Below are 19,812 nucleotides of genomic sequence, written 5' to 3'. Positions count from 1 at the left end.
CAGCCTTTGCGTTCCACGACCAAGCCATACTAATGCGACCGCAAGTCGTTAGCGTTTCGGAACCTGTTTTCCGCCTATCACTTTCACCAGCGAGATCGTCNGATCGTCTCGTGCACAATCGCTAGGGAACGAGTGCCCAATTGGCTGTCTTTGCAACCAAGAGCATGAAATTCTCAATCCCATAGCACACTCTAATTCGCTTCGAACACATTACTTGCTGTTCGACGTTCCGGGCGTGGAGTTATTGGAAACGCAATTCTGTTTGTTTGCACATCCGCCGGTCCTGATAGTCACGGTCTTGACCTTTTTCGGCGTAACCTTGCTTGGCTCGGCCGGCTGAGCCTCGGTTTGCTCCGCATGCACACCCTTGCTTTGCTCGGCGGGTGGAGTAGTGCCCACTGCCTCGCACCGAAACTGATCGTACTCCTCCATCTCCGAGTTCACGCCGTAGAACTTGCGCGTGTTGGTTTCCCCGACCGCCAGGGTAAAACTGTCATCAAATCGATCGAACAGCCTCCGAGCCAGTCTGTAGCTGCCTGACAGTGTGCATTGGATGGACGTTGCGCAATCGCTATGAAAATGCAACGACAGAAAGCTGCCCGTCGCGGTATGCGTGATCAACTTGCTGCGGGTCACACATTGGGCCCCCGCCGATGGAGGCCGGTTTGCTGGAGAGTGGCTCCAGACCACTCCCTTTTTCTTCGGAGTGGCCTTGCGCAAATCCATGATGTCGGAAAGGAACGTGTTATCCAGGCCGGTCATGGACCCGTAACTTCCAGTCCGAAGATCGTAGTCAAGTCCGTTCAATTTCTCCAATCCGCTTTCGATCATCAAAGCCACGGCGTTCAAGCCACTTTCGGACTTGACGATAACTGCGCCTCCCGACATGCCTGGGTGCAAGTCGCAATCGGAATGGTAAACCGTCGGCCTATTCCAATCACCTTGCGAAAATAGAATCTGGATCACACCGCCACGATCGAAATCCACGCTCGCGTTTGGCCCGTCGGCGCGCCTTATTGTTTGCCCCCGTCATGGCTAGCCGTTCGAATGAGGAATCCGCGCCTTCGGGCCGACCAACAGCCATGTCGTCATCTTGCCCTTGCCCTTCACATCAATAGGGCCGCGGCTTTCGAAATCAAACTGGTCCTTCACAAGTTCGTAGGTCTCCGGCGAAATCTGGATCCTGCCCGGCACGCCTGTAGTCTCCATGCGCGATGCGACATTCACCGCATCGCCCCAGACGTCATAGAAGAACTTCTTCACTCCTACGACGCCCGCAACAACCGGGCCGCTGGCTATGCCGATGCGGATCGACACGGCGCGTTCATGCGGATCGTGCATCCGGCCGGCGGCATTGAGCATTTCGATCCCAAGACGGACCAGAGCAGCGGCGTGATCCGATCGCGCCACGGGCACGCCGCTGACAACCATATAGTTGTCGCCCGTGGTTTTGATCTTCTCCAGGCCATGGCGTTCAACCAGCTGATCAAAGGCCGTGAAAACGTCGTTGAGGAATCCGACAAGTTGGACGGGCGAAGTCTGGCTGGCCTCCGCGGTGAACCCTGCCATGTCGGCGAAAAGAATCGACACGTGCTCGTGCTTGTCCGCAATAACTTGCGTGGGACCGGACCTCAGCCGATCTGCAATAGCTGTAGGGAGGACGTTCGCCAGCAATGACTCGGATCGCCCATATTCGAACTCTGCGATTGCCTCGGAGCGTGCGGCTTCGCGAACCGCATAGAACACGACGGCGAACATGACCGTCATGGTGGCAGTCACAACCGCGATGAAGCCGCCTAGCATTGCTGCCTCGTCTAGGAGTCCGGCGTTGCGCGGAGCAAAGATTTCCAGAGCCAGGATCAACGCCAAGGAGAGAATGCCGACGATGAGTGGAGGTGCGATGGGTTCCACACCTAGAACTAGCACCGCGCCGGCAGCAAATGCCAAGTACTCCACTTGCATGCCGCTATCGGTACCGACCAAGAAGCAAACGACGAAAATTGCGGGGTAACTCACCAAAATAAAAATCATAGCAGCAACGTTCGGTCCTATGCGATGCAGCAGAGGAATAGCAAACAGAAAAACCGCCATTCCCATGTCAATGAGGCCGACGGTGCGGAGCTTGAAGCTTGGCAGGAACAAAGCGGCGAATCCCAGCCAAACCAGGGCCATGCTCCAACACGTGATATTGAGGACGCGAAGTCGTCTTGCAACTTTCCTCGGATACCGTTCCGTTCCGTAACTGAGGGCTTCAAGCAGGCGCATTAGAATTATCCGCGAAGAAATTGGCGACCCAAGAGGGCATAGGCCGCGCGCCTTATTCTTGACCCTTTTGCTGCCATTTCCCCGGTCACGTCGGCTCTGCCCGTGTCCCCGTCAGCGTCCGCAGGCCACGCAGTTCGAGATCAGCCCGCGTCAGGCCGAAATGATCGCCCACAACTGCGTCACCCCCATCGCAAGGACGAGGATGGTGCTTGCTCCGGTGAACAGCGCCGTGGGTATCTGCTTCAGGTGAGCGCCGAAGCTGCTGCCCGAGAAGTCGTCGACTGCATCGTCCAGCATTGCTTTTAAGTCATCCAAGGCGGCCTTGGCTGCCAAGACTCCGTAAGCCGTGATTGAAACCACAATCGTCGCGAGCGCGAACCTGGCAGCTAGTCCCGCTGATGATGCGTATGCAAGGATTGCGAACATGGTCGCGATGCTGGCGAAAAAAGTGATCGCGTATGTCTGCGTCACATGGGCAAGTCGCGCAGCCGTCGCCGCTACGTATTGATCAGCGGTGAGTTTCGCCATGTGCTCCTCCGGCAAGTGACCCGCTTGGTACCGAATTGCAGTTGCTAAAGAGGAAGCGAGCTCTTTCTCCCCGCATTAAAGGCCGCCAGAACGGAAGCGAAATTCCCCGTTCTGTTCGCACCTCTCCATCCCAACAACTTAGCACAAGTTGAAGGGAACTTCAGCAGCTCCTAAAGAATAATCTTGGGTCGTGCTCCGGGCTGTAAATGTCCGAAAATGGCGCGCATCGCGACCGTTCGTCGTGATTGAGCGGGCGTCTGCTCGCCACCCAACGAAGTCATTCGACGCTCATTTAGGGCGTTCTCGAGGGCGGACGTTTGAACCAGCGGGACGCGCCATCTGCGGACCTTCCTAGACGCTACCGCTAACGTCGGGTTTCGCAGAATCCAGATCTACATCGCCTCCGTTGCCAAAAGTCTCCTCTCGTCCCGTTCCCTGAGCGGTGATGGCGGATCCTGTCTGGAATGCTGCAATGGGCCGTTGATAGAAGGGCACTACGACAAAGCTACAAGCCTCCTAGGCTTGGTGGATCAAATATTGGATGAGAGCGGAGCCGACGCGTATGTGATTGGCTACTTCGGCGATCGGGTTTTGCGGGCAGCGCGCGAAGTCTGTTCGCCCCTGTCCCGCAAGCGCGGGCCAATCGGCCAATATTGTCGGTCTCGAGGAACCCATTTTATCTCATGCTGGACAGGTATTGGCGCCTGCCTCGCCTCTGGACCGTGCTTCCTTGCCTACTCTTCGGCCGACAGCACATTGCGCGCGGCATAGAGTTCCGCCGTGAAATCAGTAATCAGAGTCGAGTTGATGCCGTCTGGCGGTCGCAGGATCAGCGCTCGGAAATGGACCGCCGGCTCGAATGGTGTCGCGATAATGCCAGCGATCATGCGGTCGGCGATAACGGACGGATTAACCAGGCCGATTCCCATGCCTTTTGCAGCAAGAATGGCGATCGTCAAGCCATAGGGGGTCTCGATCAGGATGCGCGGGCGCACGCCATGCGCGGCGAAGACCTTGTCCATCGCAACCCGCACCGTGTCCTCCGGTGACAGTGCCAGGAATGCCTCGTCGGCGAGATCGGTTGGCGTGATCACCGCTTTCTCCGCCAGTCGATGGTTCTTCGGCATCACGCAAACCGCGCGCGGCGTGTTGAAGACGCTGTGGAGCACACCGCTCGTGTCCACTTCGTCAGCGGCGAGCCCTATGTCGAAACTGCCTGATGCCACCAGATCGCGCACCACGTTGGAGGTACGCACCTGATAGCTGATGCGCACCTGCGGATGCTTGCGCGAAAACGCCACGATGGCACGCGGCACCAGCCCATGCCCCAGTGCCGACAGGCTGGCGACACGGATCGTCCCCGTGCCCACTTCCTTGATCTGGGCCGCGCGCAGCTTCAGGCGGTCGAGACCGACCAGATTGGCCTTCACTTCTGCATGGAAAAGTTCGCCTTCGCGCGTGGGTACCAACCTGCCGCGGATGCGGTCGAACAACTTGAAGCCGAGTTCGGCCTCCAACTTCGCGAGCGAGCGGCTGATCGCTGGCTGCGAGGTGTCGAGCAGCATTGCGGCAGCGCCAGGCCGCGCGTGATCATGATTGCGTTGAAGACATCGACGTCGTGCAGGTTCATGGATAAGTCATATCAAAAACGAATGAACTTTATCGTTACAGTCATAGATAGCAATGGGGGAGATGGCTATGGTTTGCCTATGACCCAGCGCGACGACACCTGCCATGTCCATCCTCCCAAGCGTTCGCAAGAGCCGTTCCAGTCGCTGGCGATGCCTGTCGAGCGTGCGTCGACCGTCGTCTTCGACGATCTGGAATCCTTCGAACGTCGCGTCGAGCGTCTGTATGACGGCTTCAGCTACGGGCTCTATGGCACGCCGACCAGCCGTCAGTTGGAGGATCATATCGCCATGCTGGAGCACGCGACGCGCGCGCTTGTCGTGCCTTCCGGCATGGCAGCCATCGTGCTGGCGACCATGGCCCACCTGCTGCGGCGGCGACCGGGTGCTGATGCCTGAAACACTTTACGGTCCGGCGCGCGACATGATGGCCCGTTTTCTGGGGCCGCTCGGCATCCATGCCGTTTCCTATGATCCCCGGCTCGACGCTGGAATAGCCGCGCTGCTTGACGACACGACACGGCTGGTGTGGGTGGAATCGCCGGGCTCGACCACCTTGGAGGTGCAGGACGTGCCGGCCATCGTGGCAGCAGCTCACAAGGCCGGCGCATTGGTGGCGGCGGACAATACCTGGGCTTCGCACCTGCTGTTCAAGCCACTCGACCACAACGTCGACATCTCCATGCAGGCGCTTTCCAAACATGCCGGCGGCCATGGCGACCTGCTAATGGGTTCGGTCGCCGTGCGTGACGAGGCTCTGTTCCGGGGCCTCAAGGATACGGCGCGATTTCTCGGCTACGGCGTTTCGCCAGAGGACTGCGCGCTATGCGAGCGCGGCTTGATGACCATGCCGGTGCGCATGCGACATGCCGACGCCACGGCTCGCAGCATCATGGAGTGGCTGTCGGGGCGGACCGAAATCGCCCAGCTCCTTCACCCGAGCCTGCCGGACCATCCCGGCCACACTGTCTGGAAACGCGACTTCGCCGGTTCGGCGGGTGTGTTCTCCTTCGTGCTACGGCCGGAACTGGCCGCGCTCCAATCCAAAGTTCTCGGTCGCATGCGCCTGTTCAGGCTGGGCGCGAGCTGGGGCGGTGTGCACTCGTTGATCTCGGTCAGCGATCCGCGAAGAGACCGGCTCGCCCCCGACTGGCTGAAGCGTGGTCCGGTCTGGCGCCTATCGATCGGCCTCGAGGCAAGCGACGACCTGCTGGCCGATCTTTCCCAAGCCTTCGACCTTTTTGCCGAAGCCCTGCGGAACGGAGCTGCCTTGGCCGATGCCAAGGCTGCCGAGTGACACCAAACTCAACAAAACAAGGGGAATAATGATGAAAAGCAGAAGTTTGAAATGGATCGCCGGTATAACGATCGGGCTAGTGGGTCTGGCCGCCGGCGTCGGCGAGGTGTCGGCGCAGGCCGTCGTCAACAAGATCAAGGAGCGCGGCTATGTGAGCTGCGGCGCCAGCCAAGGCGTGCCAGGTCTCTCGCGCCCGGACGAGAAAGGCTATTATCGCGGCTTCGATTCCGACATCTGCCGCGCGTTCGCGGTCGCTATCCTCGGCGACAAGGATAAGATCCGCTATGTGCCCCTCAATGCCGGCCAACGTTTCCCGGCACTGCAGACGGGCGAGATCGACATTCTGTCGCGCACATCCACCATCACGTTTACACGGGACACGGTTGTCCGTTTCGTCTGGATCAACCTCTACGACACGGACGGTGTGCTGGTGCGCAAGGCCGACAACATCACTGAGCCGAAACTGCTCGACGGCAAGACTGTCTGCCTGCAGGGCGGCGGCTCCCTGACCGAAAAGGCCATTGAGGAAACCGAGGAGGAATTCGGGATTTCCATGAAGAAGGTCTATTACGACTCGACCATTCAGGCGCGTGACGCCTTCTTCGGTGGTCGTTGCGACTCCTACGTGACCGACGGCACCGCCGCGGCAGGCCAGCGTGCCTCGGTGGCCAAGAATCCGGACGACTACGACATCCTCAAGGTCGGCCACGCCGCCGAGCCCAACGGCGTAGCTGTCGCGCGCGGCGACGACCAGCTCTTCGACGTGGTGCGCTGGACGATGAACGCCTTGTTCTGGGCTGAAGCAAACGGCATCACCGCTCAGAACATCGATGAAAAGCTCGCTGCGAGCAATTCGGAGATCAAACGGGTGCTTGGCGAAGAGCCCGGCTTTGGCGCGCCGCTCGGGCTGGACGACAAATGGGTCTACAACGTCATCAAGCAGATGGGCAACTATGCCGAAATCTGGGACCGGAACCTGGGCAAGGACAGCACGCTCAAGGTCGAACGCGGCATGAATGCGCTGTGGAAAGACGGCGGTCTCAACTATCCCTTCCCATGGGATTGAGCCTTGGTCGGGGGCGCGCCGAGCGCGCGCCCTTCCCTTCAACTGATGAACCGAGACCGCTATGCTAAGCGATGCCAAGACCAGATCGATCATCATTCAAGGCGTGTTGGTGACGGCCGTCGTGGCTTTCGCTGCGCTGCTGGTCTCCACCACCTTCGCCAATCTAAAGGCGCGCGGTATCCCGATTGGCTTCGATTTCCTGACGATGCCCTCCAGGATCATCATTTCCGAGGCCATCCTCACCTATAAATCGCGCGATCCCTACTATTGGGCTATCGTTGTCGGGCTGGCCAACACGGTCTTCATTTCCGCTCTTGTAATCTTCTTCTCCTCCGTCCTTGGCCTCGTCGTCGGCATCACCCGGCTGAGCAGCAATCCGCTAGCAGCGGGTACCTGCCGGGTCTGGGTTGAAATAGCCCGCAACTCACCGCCGATCGTCCTTTTAATTTTCCTCTATTCGTTGTGGTGGAAGGTGCTGCCGCCGGTCGGCGAAGCGCTGAATCCGCTGCCCGGTGTTTACGCCTCCATGCGCGGCGTCGTCGTGCCGGCCTTCAGCATCGACATCGGTATGACAGGCGCACTGATCATCCTGTTCGCCCTGACGCTCGCCGCGCTCAGCTACGGTCTTGCCCGGAGCAATCGCTTGCCGCGTTTGGTTGTGCCGGCGATTCTGGCTGCCGGCGTCGTGGGACTCTGGCTCGCCGATATTCGCTTCACCGTCGATTTCCCGGTCTTCACGGGTTCGAACTTCCGGGGAGGCAGTGAACTGACGCCCGAGCTCAGCACCATCCTAGTCGGCCTCACGATCTACACCACCGGTTTCGTGGCCGAGATCGTACGCGGCGGTGTTCTGTCGGTCGGCCGCGGCCAGTGGGAGGCCGGCCATTCGCTCGGCCTGCCACGCGGCAAGATCCTGCGGCTGATCGTCATCCCGCAGATGCTGCGGGTGATCGTCCCGCCGCTCAACAGCCAGTACATTAATGTCGTCAAGAATTCGACGCTGGCGATCGCCGTCGGCTACCCGGACTTCCTCGCGGTGATGAATACCATCATCAGCAAGTCGAGCCACTCGATCGAAGGCGTCTTCATCGTCCTCGGCGCCTATCTCGCCCTCAATCTTACCCTGTCGAGCGCGGCCAACTGGTACAACCGCCGCATCGCCATTGTGGAGCGCTGACCATGGCCATGTCTCTTCCCATGTCCTCCGCGGCAGGGCCGGACCATTTCCGGTTCGCCGGCCTGCGGCGCCTCGCCAAGCTGTTGTTCGGCACACCGCTCAACGCCGCGCTCACGCTGCTGTTCGGCGCGCTGCTGTTCGTGACCGTGCCGCCCATGCTGCGCTGGCTGGTGATCGATGCGGTGCTCTTCGACCCCGACCCGAATGCCTGCCGAGCAGCCACTGGCGCCTGCTGGAGCTTCATTTATGCCAAATCCGGCCAACTTCTGTTCGGCATCTATCCGTTCGACGAACGCTGGCGCCCAGCTATTGTTTGCCTGCTCATTCTGGCGCTGCTTGGCTGGTCGGTGCGTCCGGCGAGCTGGACGTCACGACTGCTGGCGCTCTGGGTGCCGGCGTTCGCTTTGATCTTCTGGCTGATGGGGGGAGGCTTCGGACTGGCCGAAGTGCCGACTTCATCCTGGGGCGGCCTGCCGGTGACACTGATCTTGACCGTCGTAGCCATCGGCATCGCCTTTCCGGTCGGCATCCTGCTCGCGCTGGCAAGGCGCTCGACGCTGCCGGCCGTCCGGGTCGGCGCGGTGGTGCTGATCGAATCCGTGCGTGGACTGCCATTGCTGTCCATCCTGTTCGTGGCGTCGATCATGATGCCGCNGACCACGAACCGGGCGAACTCACCGATACCAACAACCGCGCCATCGCGCTGATCGAATCCGTGCGTGGACTGCCATTGCTGTCCATCCTGTTCGTGGCGTCGATCATGATGCCGCTGTTCCTGCCCGAGGCGCTGCTGCCCGACAAATTCGTGCGCGCGCTTGTCGCGCTCACGATCTTCGCGGCTGCCTATCTCGCCGAAGTGATCCGCGGCGGTCTGCAGGCCATCCCGAACGGGCAGTATGAGGCAGCAGCGTCGCTCGGCCTGCCCTTTTGGCGCACACAACGTCTCGTCATCCTGCCCCAAGCCATCCGGGTGGTGATCCCTGCGCTCGCCAACACCATTATCGTTATGATCAAGAATACGAGCCTTATCCTGGTCATCGGGCTGTTCGACCTGATCAGTTCAGGCAAGGCTGCGCTAGCCGACCCCGAATGGCCGTCGCCGGCCGCCGAGACCTTTCTCTTCATTGGCGCGATCTTCTTTGCGCTGTCCTTCTCCTTCGCCCGCTTCGCCGATTTCCTGGAGCGGCGAGGCCCGGCCGCTCACTAGGAATGCTGCAATGTTGAATTCCGTATCTGCCATCCGGCACGTTCCATCCCTGCCCATGACAAACGATCCCGCCGTCGTCGAGATGGTCGGCGTGAACAAGTGGTACGGTGCCTTCCACTCATTGAAAAATATCGATCTCACCATCCAACGCGGTGAAAAACTGGTGATCTGCGGACCGTCCGGTTCAGGCAAATCGACCATGATCCGCTGCATCAACAGACTGGAAGAGCACCAGCAGGGCCGCATCGTCGTGGACGGCATTGAACTGACGGGCGACCTGAAGAAGATCGATGAAATCCGCCGCGACGTCGGCATGGTGTTCCAGCACTTCAATCTGTTCCCGCACCTGACCATTTTGGAAAACCTGACGCTGGCGCCGATCTGGGTGCGGAAGATGCGGCGCAAGGAAGCCGAGCAGATCGCCATGCACTATCTCGATCGCGTGAAGATCCCGGATCAGGCGCACAAATATCCCGGGCAGCTTTCAGGTGGCCAGCAGCAGCGGGTGGCTATCGCGCGCTCGCTTTGCATGAGCCCGAAGATCATGCTGTTCGACGAGCCCACTTCGGCACTCGACCCTGAAATGGTCAAGGAAGTGCTCGACACTATGGTTTCGCTGGCCGAAGAGGGCATGACCATGCTGTGTGTTAGCCACGAGATGGGCTTCGCCCGACAAGTGGCCGACCGTGTCGTCTTTATGGACCAGGGTGAAATCGTCGAGATCAACACACCGGCCGAGTTCTTCTCAAGCCCGCATCACGAGCGCAGCAAGCTATTTCTGGCCCAGATCCTGCATTAGCTACTCCTACGCAATTCCTCGTGCGTATGGTCGGCATGGAGCGCGTGGCGTGAGGCAATGTGATGACGACCCCAACGCTCACCTGCGGCCGGCGCGTAGAGGCCGCAACGCGGCCAGAGTGACCGCAACGAGCCGGCGGACCGCTGCTTTGGATGGCAGGCTGCTGGCCGCTGCGAGAGCGTGGAGGCAAAAGATTGCAAGCTCGCCGGGCGCGATATCATGCCGGAAGCCGCCGGTCTTTGCACCCTCAGCGAGCAGGTCCCGGACGAAATCGCTGAGCTGCTGCTGCGCCTGGGCAACGTGCTCACGTCGATGCAGCCGCACCGCGAGTTCGGTGCCGTGGTGCTCGTGGGAAATAAACGCGTAGGCCTCAAGCACAGCTCTAAGCTTCTCGCCAGCGGTGCCAGCCTGGTCCCGGATGGCGATCAGATGTTCTAGGTGGCCGGCGACCTGACGTTCATGCCAGGCGACGAGGATCGCTTCAACGTCCGGGAAGTACTTGTACAGCGTCGCACGGCCTATTCCGGTTTCCTCGGCGATCTTCGCCATCGTCACCGACAGCAGCCCGTGCTTGGCCACCAGCGCCGCGGTGGTGTCCAGCGTCGCGTCGCGCACCGCGCGGCGGTGCGCATCGATGGTTTCGTTCCATAGCTTCGGCATCACCCCAAGATACCTGACGTGGCAACTTTGTCGAGATAAGAGACATCATGACTTGATGTAGACATTACATCTTGATAAAACTCCAGTCGTCGTTAGCGTCGACATCACAGGACGGAGGAGACGCACATGGCCGACCCGCCTCCTACCCCGGCGCACCGCGCTGGGTGAAAGTGTCGGGGATCATCGCGATCATCGTGGTCCTGCTGGTCATCGCTGTGCTCTTCACCGGCGTCGGCGGGCCTCACGGTCCCGGTCGGCACATGCCGACCTCCAGCGTTACAGAGCCTGGCACGCAACAGCCATGATCATGACGCCCGGCCTCCGCAAGTTCGCGCTCACCGCGCATGTCGCTTCATCGGTCGGCTCCCTTGGCGCGGTCGCTGGCTTCCTGGCTCTCGCCGTCGCCGGCCTTGCCAGCAAGGATTCGCAAATGGTGCGCGCCTCCTACCTCGCGATGGAGCTGACCGCCTGGTACGTCATTGTCCCGCTAGTCCTCGCCTCATTGGTCACCGGACTTGTCCAGTCACTGGGCACCAATTGGGGCCTGTTCCGGCACTATTGGGTCCTGGCGAAACTCCTGCTGAATGTCCTAGTCACGATCGTCCTGCTGCTTCAGATGGACGGCATCAGCTATGTGGCGGACGTCGCGGCAGAGGCGACGTTGTCCAGTACCGATCTTCTCGGGCTGAGGCGCTCAATCCGGACGCACGCAGTCGGCGGCCTGCTGGTGTTGCTCGTGCCTGTGGCGCTGTCGCTCTACAAGCCGCGCGGCTTGACCCGATACGGATGGCGCAAGCAGCTTGAGGGGTCCACGGCGGCTCTGCATCCATAGACGCAGCCGCTCCGCCAATCAGCGCCGGCGCCGCGTCGACCGAAAGGTCGTCGGATGCTCAGGCGAACATCCTCAATGCGTCAGCCCGCTACCGGAACAGAGAATCGATTCGAATATCGATGCAGGAGATGGTAGTCTTCTCCTCAGTCCTCGGGAGGAGGAAATGCGCGCCATTGCATTTGTTGCCGGCGTGTTGGTGGCTACGCCGTCGATGACGGCGGAGCAATTGATCTTTTACACTGCCAGTTTTCCGGATGCCACATCGGTCCAGCTCAGCGTCATGAACGATACTGTCTTTCATGAGAAAGAGTATGACTTTGAGGTGGCTATCGGTCTGGTCGAGACCGACGCGAGTGGTGCGATCAAGTATGTGGATCGCAGAAGCCACCATGCACGCATACGGTGTGCGGCACCGGCTTATGTCAGCGTTGGCACGCGCAAGTACCCGGTAGGTGCTGCCCTGCGCGACCTGCAACGCAGGGATTGGAAGCAAGATCTCTGGACAGTGTTCTGCGCTGTACCCTCGTCCTGAACCTTCGACGCGTCAGGGCCTGCCAGGGGCGCGGTTCCGTTCAGCCCCGCCGTCAACTTGGCGACTCGGGTTGCCGGACGGATGCTGCCTTTCTCGCCGCGCCATTGCCGATTTCCGGATGTCCGGACGGCGCCTGCATCGGTTGCGGCAAGATACTTTCACGAGGAAGAAAGGCGAGGTCTATCGGGAATCGGCGGCCGCTCAGCGCAACCGCGTTCTTCCATATCCAGGGCCCTGTCAGTGTGCCTTTTTGCGTCTGGGTCAACAGCGCCGAAGAGACGACGAGTGAAGCGCCGAGATCCTTGGTCAGCGATTCCAGTCGCTGCGCGACGTTGACGGCGTCGCCGATGACAGTGAATTCGTCGTGGTAACCGCTCTCGAGCACCCCGCCGATGATGGTCCCGTAGTGAAGGCCTATGCCTACGTGAAAGACCGACCCATCAGAGTCGCTAAGCGGCTTCCATTCGTTCAAGAGCGCAATCAGTTCCATCGCGCAATCCAGAGCTCGCTCGGCGTCATCCTCTGCAGCGGTCGGCTGGCCAAACACCGCCATGACACCATCGCCGATGAATTTGTCGACCGTTCCGCCAAACGCAAATATTGTACCTGCGACCAATCGCCGATACTCCGCCAGCACACCGGCCAGTTGCGAAGCGGGGGCCGTCTCGGCGTAGCTGGTAAAGTCGCGCAGATCGACAAACATGATCGCGGCGGGACGCCGCTTCAAATCAAGTGCGTTACCCGCCTCCTGCAGGTGCGCGACCACGAGAGGAGAGAAAAAACGCGCCAAATTATGCCGCCACCGATCAATCTTCAGCACCCTTCTGCGGGTTCGGCTGTGATCCACCGCCAGAAGGCAGGTCGAGATCGCGGCAAACCCGAAGCTCAATGCCAGACCGAGATCAAGGTCGAAGAACGCGTCGAGGAACGTCCCGGGCTCGCCAATCTCGTGGCGGAAGGCCATCAGGCCCAGCATTGTCACCCAGGCCGTCAGGACTATCGCCGAGAAGATGACGATTAGGCGACTGCTCAGGTTCATCCCGATATGGCTTAGAAGGATAAACGGGATAACCAGGCCTGCAGTGGTCAAGCCATGATCGTTGGTGATCGGGGTGCCGAGTATGTGCTCGTACAACACACAAGCTACGAAGATCGCATCCAGCACCGCGAAGTATGTGAGCGGCCGCGTCAAGCGGGAAGCCAGAAACATTCCCGTCAAGAACGTGACGACGATTAAGTAGATTGCCGCAGTTGCTACGTAGATTGTCGAATCGCGGCCAACACTACCTATAAGGGTGATTGCGACTGCTGCAAATACAGCCACCATTCGAAGCGATATGAAGCGAATACGCAGGTCGCGGCCAAGCTTTCTGACGATCTCGTTCAAATTAATGAACAGCTGCCTGACGTTGGCGGCCGGAATGTAAGGCAGCACGTTCATTCTCGAGCAGTCTGCGGAATGCCGGCAAGCAAGCCGCGGGCCGTTGCTCACAGCCCGCGGCGGATGGCGTGCATTTACTTGATCTCGGTAACCGTAATCCGTCCGTTGACGCGGTCGGCTGTGAACTCGATTGCTTGACCCGCTTTGACTTTGTCGAGCATGCCCTGCTCCGCAACGACGAACACCATCGTCATCGCGGGCATGTCGAGATTGGTCAGTGGCTCATGTTTGATCGTCAGCTTTTTCTGCTTGGCGTCGACTTTGACGACTTCGCCTTTTACGTATTCCTGTGCGAACGCGCTCCCGCCGATGGCGAGCGCGAGCGCGAGGGTCGAGAATGCTCTTATCAATATCTTCATGACTGCTTCCTTTGCGGTTTGGGGATCAGTGGGCGACGCTGATATCGCCCTTCATGCCGGAATCGTAGTGACCCGGGATTAGGCAGGCGAAGCCGAATTCGCCGGCATTGGCGAACGTCCAGATGATCTCGCCTCTGGCGCCGGGCGCCAGTCGGATCGAGTTGGGATCGGCGTGCTCCATCTCGGGAAACTTCTCCATCAGCGCCTTGTGCTCCATGATCCCTTCATGGACGTCCATGACGAATTCGTGGTCGACTTGGCCCTTGTTGACGAATTTCAGGCGAACGGTCTCGCCCTTCTTCACCTTGAGCACGGCCGGTTGGAACAACATCGTCCCGTCGTCCTTCTCCGACATCGAGATGTTGACAGTCCGCTTTGCCTTGCCANCGGCCGGTTGGAACAACATCGTCCCGTCGTCCTTCTCCGACATCGAGATGTTGACAGTCCGCTTTGCCTTGCCAGCCTCACCAGGGCTGCCGATCGGCATCGTGGCGGCTTTATCGCCATGGCCTCCGGCATGGGTTCCACCGGCAAAAGCTGCTCCCGAACTGACCGCCATCAAAACGGCCGCTGCGATTATACGTTTCATGCTGCACTTTCTCTCATTGTTGAGGTTGAGGGATTTCGGTTTCTCATCCCTGTTTGCCGTGACCGCCGTGCGCTGCCGGGGCCATCGTTTTTGCGTCGCCTGATTTCGTCGGAGCGGGGACATCCCCCTTCCACTCGTAAGCCACGGTTCCCTCCGGATGCTGGTACCATCCCGGATCGGCGTAATCGTTCGAGGCCAGGCCCTCGCGAACTTTCACGACCGAGAACATGCCGCCCATCTCGATGGCGCCGAATTGGCCCCAGCCGGTCATCATCGGGATCGTATTGTCGGGAAGCGGCATCTCCATCTCGCCCATGTCGGCCATGCCGCGGTCACCCATGGCCATGTACTCGGGCTGGACCCGGCGAATCTTGTCGGTGGCCTTCGAGTTGTCGACGCCGATGAACGTGGGCACGTCGTGGCCCATGGCGTTCATTGTGTGGTGTGACTTATGGCAATGGATCGCCCAGTCGCCCTCGTATTTGGCTTCGAACTCATATGCCCGCATGGCGCCGACGGGGATGTCGATCGACACCTCCGGCCATCGCGCCTCCGGCCGCACCCAGCCGCCATCGGTGCAGGTTACCTCGAAATCGTAGCCATGCATGTGGATCGGATGATTGGTCATGGTCAGGTTGCCCACGCGCACCCTGACCCGGTCGTTTTTCGCCACTGGAAGATGACTGATCCCCGGAAAGACGCGGCTGTTCCAGCCCCAGAGATTGAAATCCGTCATCTCCATGATGCGCGGGACGTACGACCCGGGTTCGATGTCGAAGGCGTTCAGCAGGAACACGAAATCGCGGTCCACGCGCATGAATTTCGGGTCTTTGGGATGAATGACGAAGAAGCCCATCATGCCCATCGCCATCTGGACCATTTCGTCGGCGTGCGGGTGGTACATGAATGTGCCGCTCTTCACGAGATCGAACTCGTAGACGAAGGTCTTGCCGGGCGGGATTCCGGGCTGGGTTAGACCGGTCACGCCGTCCATGCCGTTGGGCAGGATCATGCCGTGCCAATGGATCGTCGTGTGCTCCGGCAGCCTGTTAGTCACGAAGATGCGGACCCGATCGCCCTCGACCGCCTCTATGGTCGGGCCGGGAGATTGACCGTTGTAGCCCCAGAGATAGGCAGTCATGCCGGGCGACATCTCGCGCTCGACCGGCTCGGCCACGAGATGGAACTCCTTCACGCCATTGTTCATGCGATGCGGAAGGGTCCAGCCGTTGAGCGTCACGACCGGCTGGTAGTCCGGTCCGCTCGTTGGGAAGATCGGAGGCTGCATGTCGGGGGACTCCATGATTGGGGCGTCGGGCAGCCCCATCGCGGACGTTTTGGTCCATGCAGTGGTGCCGGCGAGCAGGGCTCCCGCACCTAGCAACTGACGTCTTGAAAGCATTTTCTTCTTCTTCTCCTTGAGTTCAGTGGCCTTCGGCGCCCGCTTCGGCCGCGGCTGGTGTGTCGCCGCCCGCGGACGAGCTCGCGCCGCCACCGTGGATGGCAGTTCCGAGATTGACGTCGGCTAGCCAGAAATTGCGCTTGGCGTTGAGGGAAAGCATGATCGAGCTGATTTTCGCGCGTGTGTCCGCTAGCAGCTCGAACGTGTTGGTGATCATGCCGTTGTAGGTGAGGACCGACTCAGCCTCGATCTTTGTCCGCAGCGGCACAACATTGTTCCGATAGTGCCGGGCAATGTCGTAAGTCGAACGGTAGGCGTCATAGGCGGATCTAGCCTCGGACCGGATGTTGACCGCCTTTTCCGCGATCCGGTTTGCAGCTTGCATATAGGCAAGCTCGGCCTTGCGCATGCGTGCCTTGCCGGTATCGAAAATCGGAATGACGAACTCGAGCTCGAGAGTGGGTGAGACACTTGTCTCCGTTCCGCCCTCCTCCGACTCCTCGCGTTCCACCTCCACGCCGGAAAGCAGTTCCAGATCGCTGACGTAGCGCGTCGCCTCGGTCAGACCGTAGGATTTCGCCAGCGCTTCCAGCTCAAGTTTCGCGATCTCGAGGTCGACGCGATTTCTTAGCGCCTCCACCTCGATCGCGCGTTTGGCCTTGGCGCCTTTGGGCAAGGCTGGAAGCATGTTGGGGACTGAGTAATCGACATCCGGCCCCCATAGACCCATCAGCCGGGTGAGCTCTTCCTTGGCGGTCCGGGCAGCGAGCCGCGCCTCCGCCGCCTGACCGGTGATCTCGGCAAAGAAGACGTGTTCTCGGGCTTGGCCGGTCTTTGTGAAGGCGCCCGTCTCTCCAAGTTTTTGAGCGAGTTCGGAGGCAGCATCGGCGGCGGCTTGCGCCTTGTTCAGATAGGAAACGCTCTCCCAGGCAGAGACAGCATTGATCCAGGCCCGCCGCGTGTCCGCGGCCAGTCTTAGCGTTTCTTCGGCGGCGCGGAGCTGGGCCTGACGGAAACGTGCATCCGCGACTGCGACGCGCCGCTTGCGGGTCGCCAGCGCAAGGATGTTGCTGACCACCGCTCCTTCAATCGTCCGCACAGGATCGACGCCGATCATGCCGACCGAGATCGTCGGATTGACGAGCATCGTTTCCTGCCACATGTCAGCCGCCGACAGGCCGATCTCGGCGTAAGCGGCCTGCAGGCCCTTGTTGTTGAGCAAGGCGACCTGCACCGCGGTGTCCGGGCCGATCGTCTTCTTCTGGACAAGGCGCTTCACGCGCTCCGAGACCATCTGCGCTTCCTCGCTGGACTGCACCCACACCGTTTTCTTGCCAGTCACGGAATCGGCACGCGCCGCGACTGTCGTGAAGCCGGCCATGGGGGCTGAGATGCGATCAAGGGCCCCGCTGGTCGTGCATCCGGCAGCGATCAGCGGGATGGTCACCACTGCAGCTATGGTCAGGAACCGGCGCTTCATGATCCGGCTCCTGGGTTCGCGGGAGAACGTTCTTGATTGAGACGCCGCCAATTCCGCGGATCGACTGGCTCCCGGTGGCGATAGTCGACGACCGGGTGGTAGTGCGCATCACGGACGCCCATTGCGGGATCGGCCGGATTGAAGGCTGGAAGGATGTCCGGCGGCGTGGTTGCCGCACATCCGGCAACTAACAGCGATGCGAGCATCGCGGAGCTTGCGATTTTCATTGTAGACCTGAAGCATGACGTGTGCGTTTGGCCGCGCGGGAACGGATTCCCGACGCAGCGCGCGAACGCCCGAAGAGGGCGCGTCAGTTCAGATGTTTGGGGGGTCTTATCAGCGCTGTGTATTCGCCAAGCGGCAGAGTAACGGCAACGACCGACGCAAAGCAGCGGGAGACGACATGCTCCAAGTCAGGGCATTCGACCGGCACCGCATGTGCCGGCGCGCAATGGACTTCGCAGGTTTTGTCGCTGGAATTCTTCGTGCCGGGGTCGTGCTCTGACATATCCGAATCGTCGGCAGCGGCGCCGTGGTTGTGACCACCCATCTCGTGGGAGTGGTCTTCGGCAGGGAGATTCATCCCCGCGTCGCTGTGAAACCCCGTCGCGTTGGCCGTGGCAAACAAGCCGGGCTGAAGAGCCGACATGACCAGGAACACGACCGCAAGCACTGCTCGGAGCGGTATGTTTCCCAAGATCGAGATTCGACCAAGTTTCCTCATCGTGCCCTTCGGACAATTGTTCGCCTGATTTGTCAAGGCAACCTGCGCCCATTTTGTTGCAGTGCAACCAAAAGTGAACGCAACTGCATGTTACTATCCCCTGCATGGTCGGTTACATCAGGCTCAGCACAGCCCCGGCGACCGCCGGGTACCGCGTGACCTTCGCGAGGGCGACGATAGCGACGAAGCTCCACAGGGGCTCGCGCAGAACCCGCGCGACCACGGTCAGGGGATCGCCGACTATCGGCACCCAGCTCAACAGGAGCGACCATCTTCCATAGCGGCGATACCAGCAGCCGTGGCGCGGTCGAGCGCTGCGGGAGGCATCGGAAACCAGGGCCTGTCCCGGAATCGTTCGATCCCTCTGCCCAGAGCCCAATTCACGGTCGAACCGAGGATGTTTCCTGTGCTGGCGACAAGGACCAGCATTGCTGGCGAGAAGGAATCTGTAGCGAGGAGTCCTGCAAGGACGCCCTCCGACTGCGCCGGAAGGATGGTCGCCGCGGCGAAGGCAGCAGCAAACAGGCCGCCGTAAACGGCAAAAGCGTCCATCTAGCTTTGGCCTCGCAGGACGGGATTCAGGGTTGCACATCGATCACGACCATCAGTCCGCCACCACCTTCGACGTTGTTGTTGGTGGTGTGATGCCCGATGTGGCAGTGAATGAGCCATTTGCCGGGCCGGCGTGCCTCCCAGACGACATCGTAGCGCTGTCCTGGACCGACGTTGACTGTGTCGGCGAGGAAACGTGCCGACTCCGGGATGGTCTCGCCGTCGCGGGCGACGACCTCGAACGGACCGCCGTGGATGTGCATGGGATGGATGAACCCGTTGTTGGTGCCGATGGAGCGCACTTTCAGGGTTTTCGCCGACCTTCATCCTGATCGTGTCCGTCGACGGATAGGCGCGGCCGTTGATGGTGAAGTAGTTCGGCTGGCCGCCGTCCATCGGCATCGATGGAAACGTCAGGCCCTCCCGCATCAGCGACTCCTGCAGCTGGATCACATAGTCGTGGTCGGCCGGAATTTCGTCTTCCGCATTCGCGGGATCGATGATCAGCGCCCCGTAGAGTCCGAGCGCCTGCTGGCGGTCGACATGGTCATGCGAGTGGTAGAAATAGGTCCCGGACTGGCCCGCCGTGAACTCGTATCGATAGCTGCCGCCGGGCGGGATCGGTTCCTGCGTGATCTCGGCCGGGCCGTCCATTTCGTTCGGCAGGATGAGCCCGTGCCAGTGGATGGTCGTGCTCTCGGGCAAGCGGTTCGTCACGTTGATGCGAACGCGATCGCCTTGCCGGATATGCACCCTTGGGTCCGGAACCTGGCCGTTGATCGCGTAGGCGTCGACGTTCACGTCCGGCAGGATCGCCCAGCGGATGACGGACGTCTCCAGGTCGAACACCTTCACCCCGTTGTCGATCCTGGGTTCCAGTTCCCGGTCGCCGCGAACGTCCAGTCCATAGCTGGCGCTGATCAGGCGGGGATGCACGGCGGCCATGTCCAAGCATCGCTTCCGCGGGCGTATCGCGGTCCATGATCATGCCGGGAGGCATTATTGCGCCGCCGACGTCGCGGGCGCTGAGGGTGAGATTCACCCAATTGGCGGGTGCGACCATGCCCAGCGCCAGCGCGAGCATGGAAACGCCGCTGACCGCCGCGAGCTGCGGCACGGTCGCGTCCGGTTCCATGCCGTGGCCGCCGTGCGGACCATGCGATCCGTTTCCGCCTCCACCATGCGCGCCGTGGCCGGATCCGGACCTCCGCTGAGTGGCCCCGTGCCGTGCTCCATGGCGATGCGGCCGCATGCCCACGCCGTGACCGAAGACC

General features: G+C 60.6%; 22 protein-coding genes and 2 pseudogenes. 10 read left to right on the top strand and 14 right to left on the bottom strand.

All coding sequences use genetic code 11. The annotated features are described in order from the left end of the window. Positions 1 to 210: 210 nt before the first annotated feature. The 4 genes from X760_RS67105 to X760_RS67090 form a co-directional block, all read right to left on the bottom strand. Complete coding sequence (locus X760_RS67105) at positions 211 to 987, bottom strand: hypothetical protein (RefSeq protein WP_031194798.1); 777 nt, start codon at positions 985 to 987, stop codon at positions 211 to 213. Positions 988 to 1,035: 48 nt separating this feature from the next. Then, a complete protein-coding gene (locus X760_RS67100) occupies positions 1,036 to 2,265 on the bottom strand; it encodes an adenylate/guanylate cyclase domain-containing protein (protein WP_031194796.1) in 1,230 nt (409 codons plus the stop codon). A 150-nt stretch (positions 2,266 to 2,415) separates the two neighbouring features. Further along, positions 2,416 to 2,793: a hypothetical protein gene (locus X760_RS67095; RefSeq protein WP_023721718.1), complete on the bottom strand. Its 378-nt coding sequence runs from the start codon at positions 2,791 to 2,793 to the stop codon at positions 2,416 to 2,418. 734 nt (positions 2,794 to 3,527) lie between these two features. After that, the gene (locus X760_RS67090; RefSeq protein WP_023721717.1) at positions 3,528 to 4,358 is read right to left on the bottom strand and encodes a LysR family transcriptional regulator; all 831 of its coding nucleotides are present in this window, start codon (positions 4,356 to 4,358) and stop codon (positions 3,528 to 3,530) included. 144 nt (positions 4,359 to 4,502) lie between these two features. Between X760_RS67090 and X760_RS79200 the strand changes: the two genes are divergently transcribed. The 7 genes from X760_RS79200 (at position 4,503) to X760_RS67060 (ending at position 9,967) form a co-directional block, all read left to right on the top strand. Continuing rightward, positions 4,503 to 4,820: a PLP-dependent transferase gene (locus X760_RS79200; RefSeq protein ID WP_023721716.1), complete on the top strand. Its 318-nt coding sequence runs from the start codon at positions 4,503 to 4,505 to the stop codon at positions 4,818 to 4,820. After that, entirely contained in the window at positions 4,813 to 5,718 is a 906-nt protein-coding gene (locus X760_RS67085) for a PLP-dependent transferase (RefSeq protein WP_023721715.1), read from the top strand. The genes X760_RS79200 and X760_RS67085 overlap by 8 nt, the downstream gene beginning before the upstream one ends. Positions 5,719 to 5,749: 31 nt before the next feature. Beyond that, positions 5,750 to 6,784: a transporter substrate-binding domain-containing protein gene (locus tag X760_RS67080; RefSeq protein ID WP_031194795.1), complete on the top strand. Its 1,035-nt coding sequence runs from the start codon at positions 5,750 to 5,752 to the stop codon at positions 6,782 to 6,784. 61 nt (positions 6,785 to 6,845) lie between these two features. Continuing rightward, positions 6,846 to 7,961: an ABC transporter permease subunit gene (locus X760_RS67075; protein WP_023721713.1), complete on the top strand. Its 1,116-nt coding sequence runs from the start codon at positions 6,846 to 6,848 to the stop codon at positions 7,959 to 7,961. A gap of 2 nt (positions 7,962 to 7,963) precedes the next feature. Continuing rightward, positions 7,964 to 8,668 carry an ABC transporter permease subunit gene (locus X760_RS67070; protein ID WP_245278706.1) on the top strand — a complete coding sequence of 235 codons (705 nt, stop codon included), beginning with the start codon at positions 7,964 to 7,966 and terminating at the stop codon, positions 8,666 to 8,668. An 8-nt stretch (positions 8,669 to 8,676) separates the two neighbouring features. Beyond that, positions 8,677 to 9,168, top strand: coding sequence for an ABC transporter permease subunit (locus X760_RS67065; protein ID WP_245278705.1), 492 nt, complete (start codon positions 8,677 to 8,679; stop codon positions 9,166 to 9,168). Between the two features lie 55 nt (positions 9,169 to 9,223). Next, entirely contained in the window at positions 9,224 to 9,967 is a 744-nt protein-coding gene (locus X760_RS67060; protein ID WP_023721710.1) for an amino acid ABC transporter ATP-binding protein, read from the top strand. A gap of 78 nt (positions 9,968 to 10,045) precedes the next feature. Here X760_RS67060 and X760_RS67055 read toward each other — a convergent pair whose 3' ends face one another. After that, positions 10,046 to 10,627: a TetR/AcrR family transcriptional regulator gene (locus X760_RS67055; RefSeq protein ID WP_023721709.1), complete on the bottom strand. Its 582-nt coding sequence runs from the start codon at positions 10,625 to 10,627 to the stop codon at positions 10,046 to 10,048. A gap of 301 nt (positions 10,628 to 10,928) precedes the next feature. Between X760_RS67055 and X760_RS67050 the strand changes: the two genes are divergently transcribed. Both X760_RS67050 and X760_RS67045 read left to right on the top strand, forming a co-directional pair. Beyond that, positions 10,929 to 11,459, top strand: coding sequence for a hypothetical protein (locus tag X760_RS67050; protein ID WP_023721708.1), 531 nt, complete (start codon positions 10,929 to 10,931; stop codon positions 11,457 to 11,459). A gap of 163 nt (positions 11,460 to 11,622) precedes the next feature. After that, positions 11,623 to 11,991 carry a hypothetical protein gene (locus tag X760_RS67045; RefSeq protein WP_023721707.1) on the top strand — a complete coding sequence of 123 codons (369 nt, stop codon included), beginning with the start codon at positions 11,623 to 11,625 and terminating at the stop codon, positions 11,989 to 11,991. Between the two features lie 52 nt (positions 11,992 to 12,043). On the opposite strand, the gene X760_RS67040 is transcribed toward X760_RS67045, so the two are convergent. The 5 genes from X760_RS67040 to X760_RS67020 form a co-directional block, all read right to left on the bottom strand. Then, positions 12,044 to 13,432 carry an adenylate/guanylate cyclase domain-containing protein gene (locus X760_RS67040; protein WP_023721706.1) on the bottom strand — a complete coding sequence of 463 codons (1,389 nt, stop codon included), beginning with the start codon at positions 13,430 to 13,432 and terminating at the stop codon, positions 12,044 to 12,046. Positions 13,433 to 13,506: 74 nt separating this feature from the next. Beyond that, positions 13,507 to 13,791 (bottom strand): copper-binding protein, encoded by a 285-nt coding sequence (locus X760_RS67035; protein WP_023721705.1) that lies wholly within the window; start codon positions 13,789 to 13,791, stop codon positions 13,507 to 13,509. A 25-nt stretch (positions 13,792 to 13,816) separates the two neighbouring features. Beyond that, positions 13,817 to 14,380 carry a cupredoxin family protein gene (locus tag X760_RS67030; RefSeq protein ID WP_023721704.1) on the bottom strand — a complete coding sequence of 188 codons (564 nt, stop codon included), beginning with the start codon at positions 14,378 to 14,380 and terminating at the stop codon, positions 13,817 to 13,819. Between the two features lie 43 nt (positions 14,381 to 14,423). Continuing rightward, positions 14,424 to 15,782, bottom strand: a complete 1,359-nt coding sequence (locus X760_RS67025) for a copper oxidase (RefSeq protein ID WP_031194790.1) — start codon at positions 15,780 to 15,782, stop codon at positions 14,424 to 14,426. 22 nt (positions 15,783 to 15,804) lie between these two features. Then, complete coding sequence (locus X760_RS67020; protein WP_023721702.1) at positions 15,805 to 17,262, bottom strand: TolC family protein; 1,458 nt, start codon at positions 17,260 to 17,262, stop codon at positions 15,805 to 15,807. A 32-nt stretch (positions 17,263 to 17,294) separates the two neighbouring features. On the opposite strand from X760_RS67020, the gene X760_RS76650 reads away from it, so the two are divergent. Further along, entirely contained in the window at positions 17,295 to 17,453 is a 159-nt protein-coding gene (locus X760_RS76650; RefSeq protein WP_156948228.1) for a hypothetical protein, read from the top strand. A gap of 119 nt (positions 17,454 to 17,572) precedes the next feature. On the opposite strand, the gene X760_RS67015 is transcribed toward X760_RS76650, so the two are convergent. The 4 genes and pseudogenes from X760_RS67015 to X760_RS78250 all read right to left on the bottom strand — a co-directional run. Next, the gene (locus X760_RS67015; protein WP_156948226.1) at positions 17,573 to 17,923 is read right to left on the bottom strand and encodes a hypothetical protein; all 351 of its coding nucleotides are present in this window, start codon (positions 17,921 to 17,923) and stop codon (positions 17,573 to 17,575) included. A gap of 175 nt (positions 17,924 to 18,098) precedes the next feature. Beyond that, positions 18,099 to 18,538, bottom strand: a pseudogene (locus X760_RS67010) (YqaA family protein). Positions 18,539 to 18,564: 26 nt separating this feature from the next. Then, positions 18,565 to 18,840 carry a multicopper oxidase domain-containing protein gene (locus X760_RS78255; RefSeq protein ID WP_023721698.1) on the bottom strand — a complete coding sequence of 92 codons (276 nt, stop codon included), beginning with the start codon at positions 18,838 to 18,840 and terminating at the stop codon, positions 18,565 to 18,567. Positions 18,841 to 19,087: 247 nt separating this feature from the next. Then, positions 19,088 to 19,483 (bottom strand): annotated as a pseudogene (locus X760_RS78250) (multicopper oxidase domain-containing protein); the annotation flags it as partial. Positions 19,484 to 19,812: the final 329 nt, after the last annotated feature.

The sequence above is a fragment of the Mesorhizobium sp. LSHC420B00 genome, assembly GCF_000503055.1.
Taxonomy (GTDB): Bacteria; Pseudomonadota; Alphaproteobacteria; order Rhizobiales; family Rhizobiaceae; genus Mesorhizobium.
Note: the sequence above shows the minus strand (reverse complement) of the source record. Positions and strands in the feature narration are given on the sequence as shown.

What these genes read in the sequence shown, in the direction of transcription:
- X760_RS67095 (WP_023721718.1), bottom strand. Translation starts at nt 2,793, where the DNA reads ATGGCGAAACTCACCGCTGATCAATACGTAGCGGCGACGGCTGCGCGA.
- X760_RS67060 (WP_023721710.1), top strand. Translation starts at nt 9,224, where the DNA reads ATGACAAACGATCCCGCCGTCGTCGAGATGGTCGGCGTGAACAAGTGG.
- X760_RS67100 (WP_031194796.1), bottom strand. Translation starts at nt 2,265, where the DNA reads ATGCGCCTGCTTGAAGCCCTCAGTTACGGAACGGAACGGTATCCGAGG.
- X760_RS67085 (WP_023721715.1), top strand. Translation starts at nt 4,813, where the DNA reads ATGCCTGAAACACTTTACGGTCCGGCGCGCGACATGATGGCCCGTTTT.
- X760_RS67055 (WP_023721709.1), bottom strand. Translation starts at nt 10,627, where the DNA reads ATGCCGAAGCTATGGAACGAAACCATCGATGCGCACCGCCGCGCGGTG.
- X760_RS67075 (WP_023721713.1), top strand. Translation starts at nt 6,846, where the DNA reads ATGCTAAGCGATGCCAAGACCAGATCGATCATCATTCAAGGCGTGTTG.
- X760_RS79200 (WP_023721716.1), top strand. Translation starts at nt 4,503, where the DNA reads ATGACCCAGCGCGACGACACCTGCCATGTCCATCCTCCCAAGCGTTCG.
- X760_RS67040 (WP_023721706.1), bottom strand. Translation starts at nt 13,432, where the DNA reads ATGAACGTGCTGCCTTACATTCCGGCCGCCAACGTCAGGCAGCTGTTC.
- X760_RS67045 (WP_023721707.1), top strand. Translation starts at nt 11,623, where the DNA reads ATGCGCGCCATTGCATTTGTTGCCGGCGTGTTGGTGGCTACGCCGTCG.
- X760_RS67050 (WP_023721708.1), top strand. Translation starts at nt 10,929, where the DNA reads ATGATCATGACGCCCGGCCTCCGCAAGTTCGCGCTCACCGCGCATGTC.
- X760_RS67025 (WP_031194790.1), bottom strand. Translation starts at nt 15,782, where the DNA reads ATGCTTTCAAGACGTCAGTTGCTAGGTGCGGGAGCCCTGCTCGCCGGC.
- X760_RS67020 (WP_023721702.1), bottom strand. Translation starts at nt 17,262, where the DNA reads ATGAAGCGCCGGTTCCTGACCATAGCTGCAGTGGTGACCATCCCGCTG.
- X760_RS67090 (WP_023721717.1), bottom strand. Translation starts at nt 4,358, where the DNA reads ATGCTGCTCGACACCTCGCAGCCAGCGATCAGCCGCTCGCTCGCGAAG.
- X760_RS67080 (WP_031194795.1), top strand. Translation starts at nt 5,750, where the DNA reads ATGAAAAGCAGAAGTTTGAAATGGATCGCCGGTATAACGATCGGGCTA.
- X760_RS67035 (WP_023721705.1), bottom strand. Translation starts at nt 13,791, where the DNA reads ATGAAGATATTGATAAGAGCATTCTCGACCCTCGCGCTCGCGCTCGCC.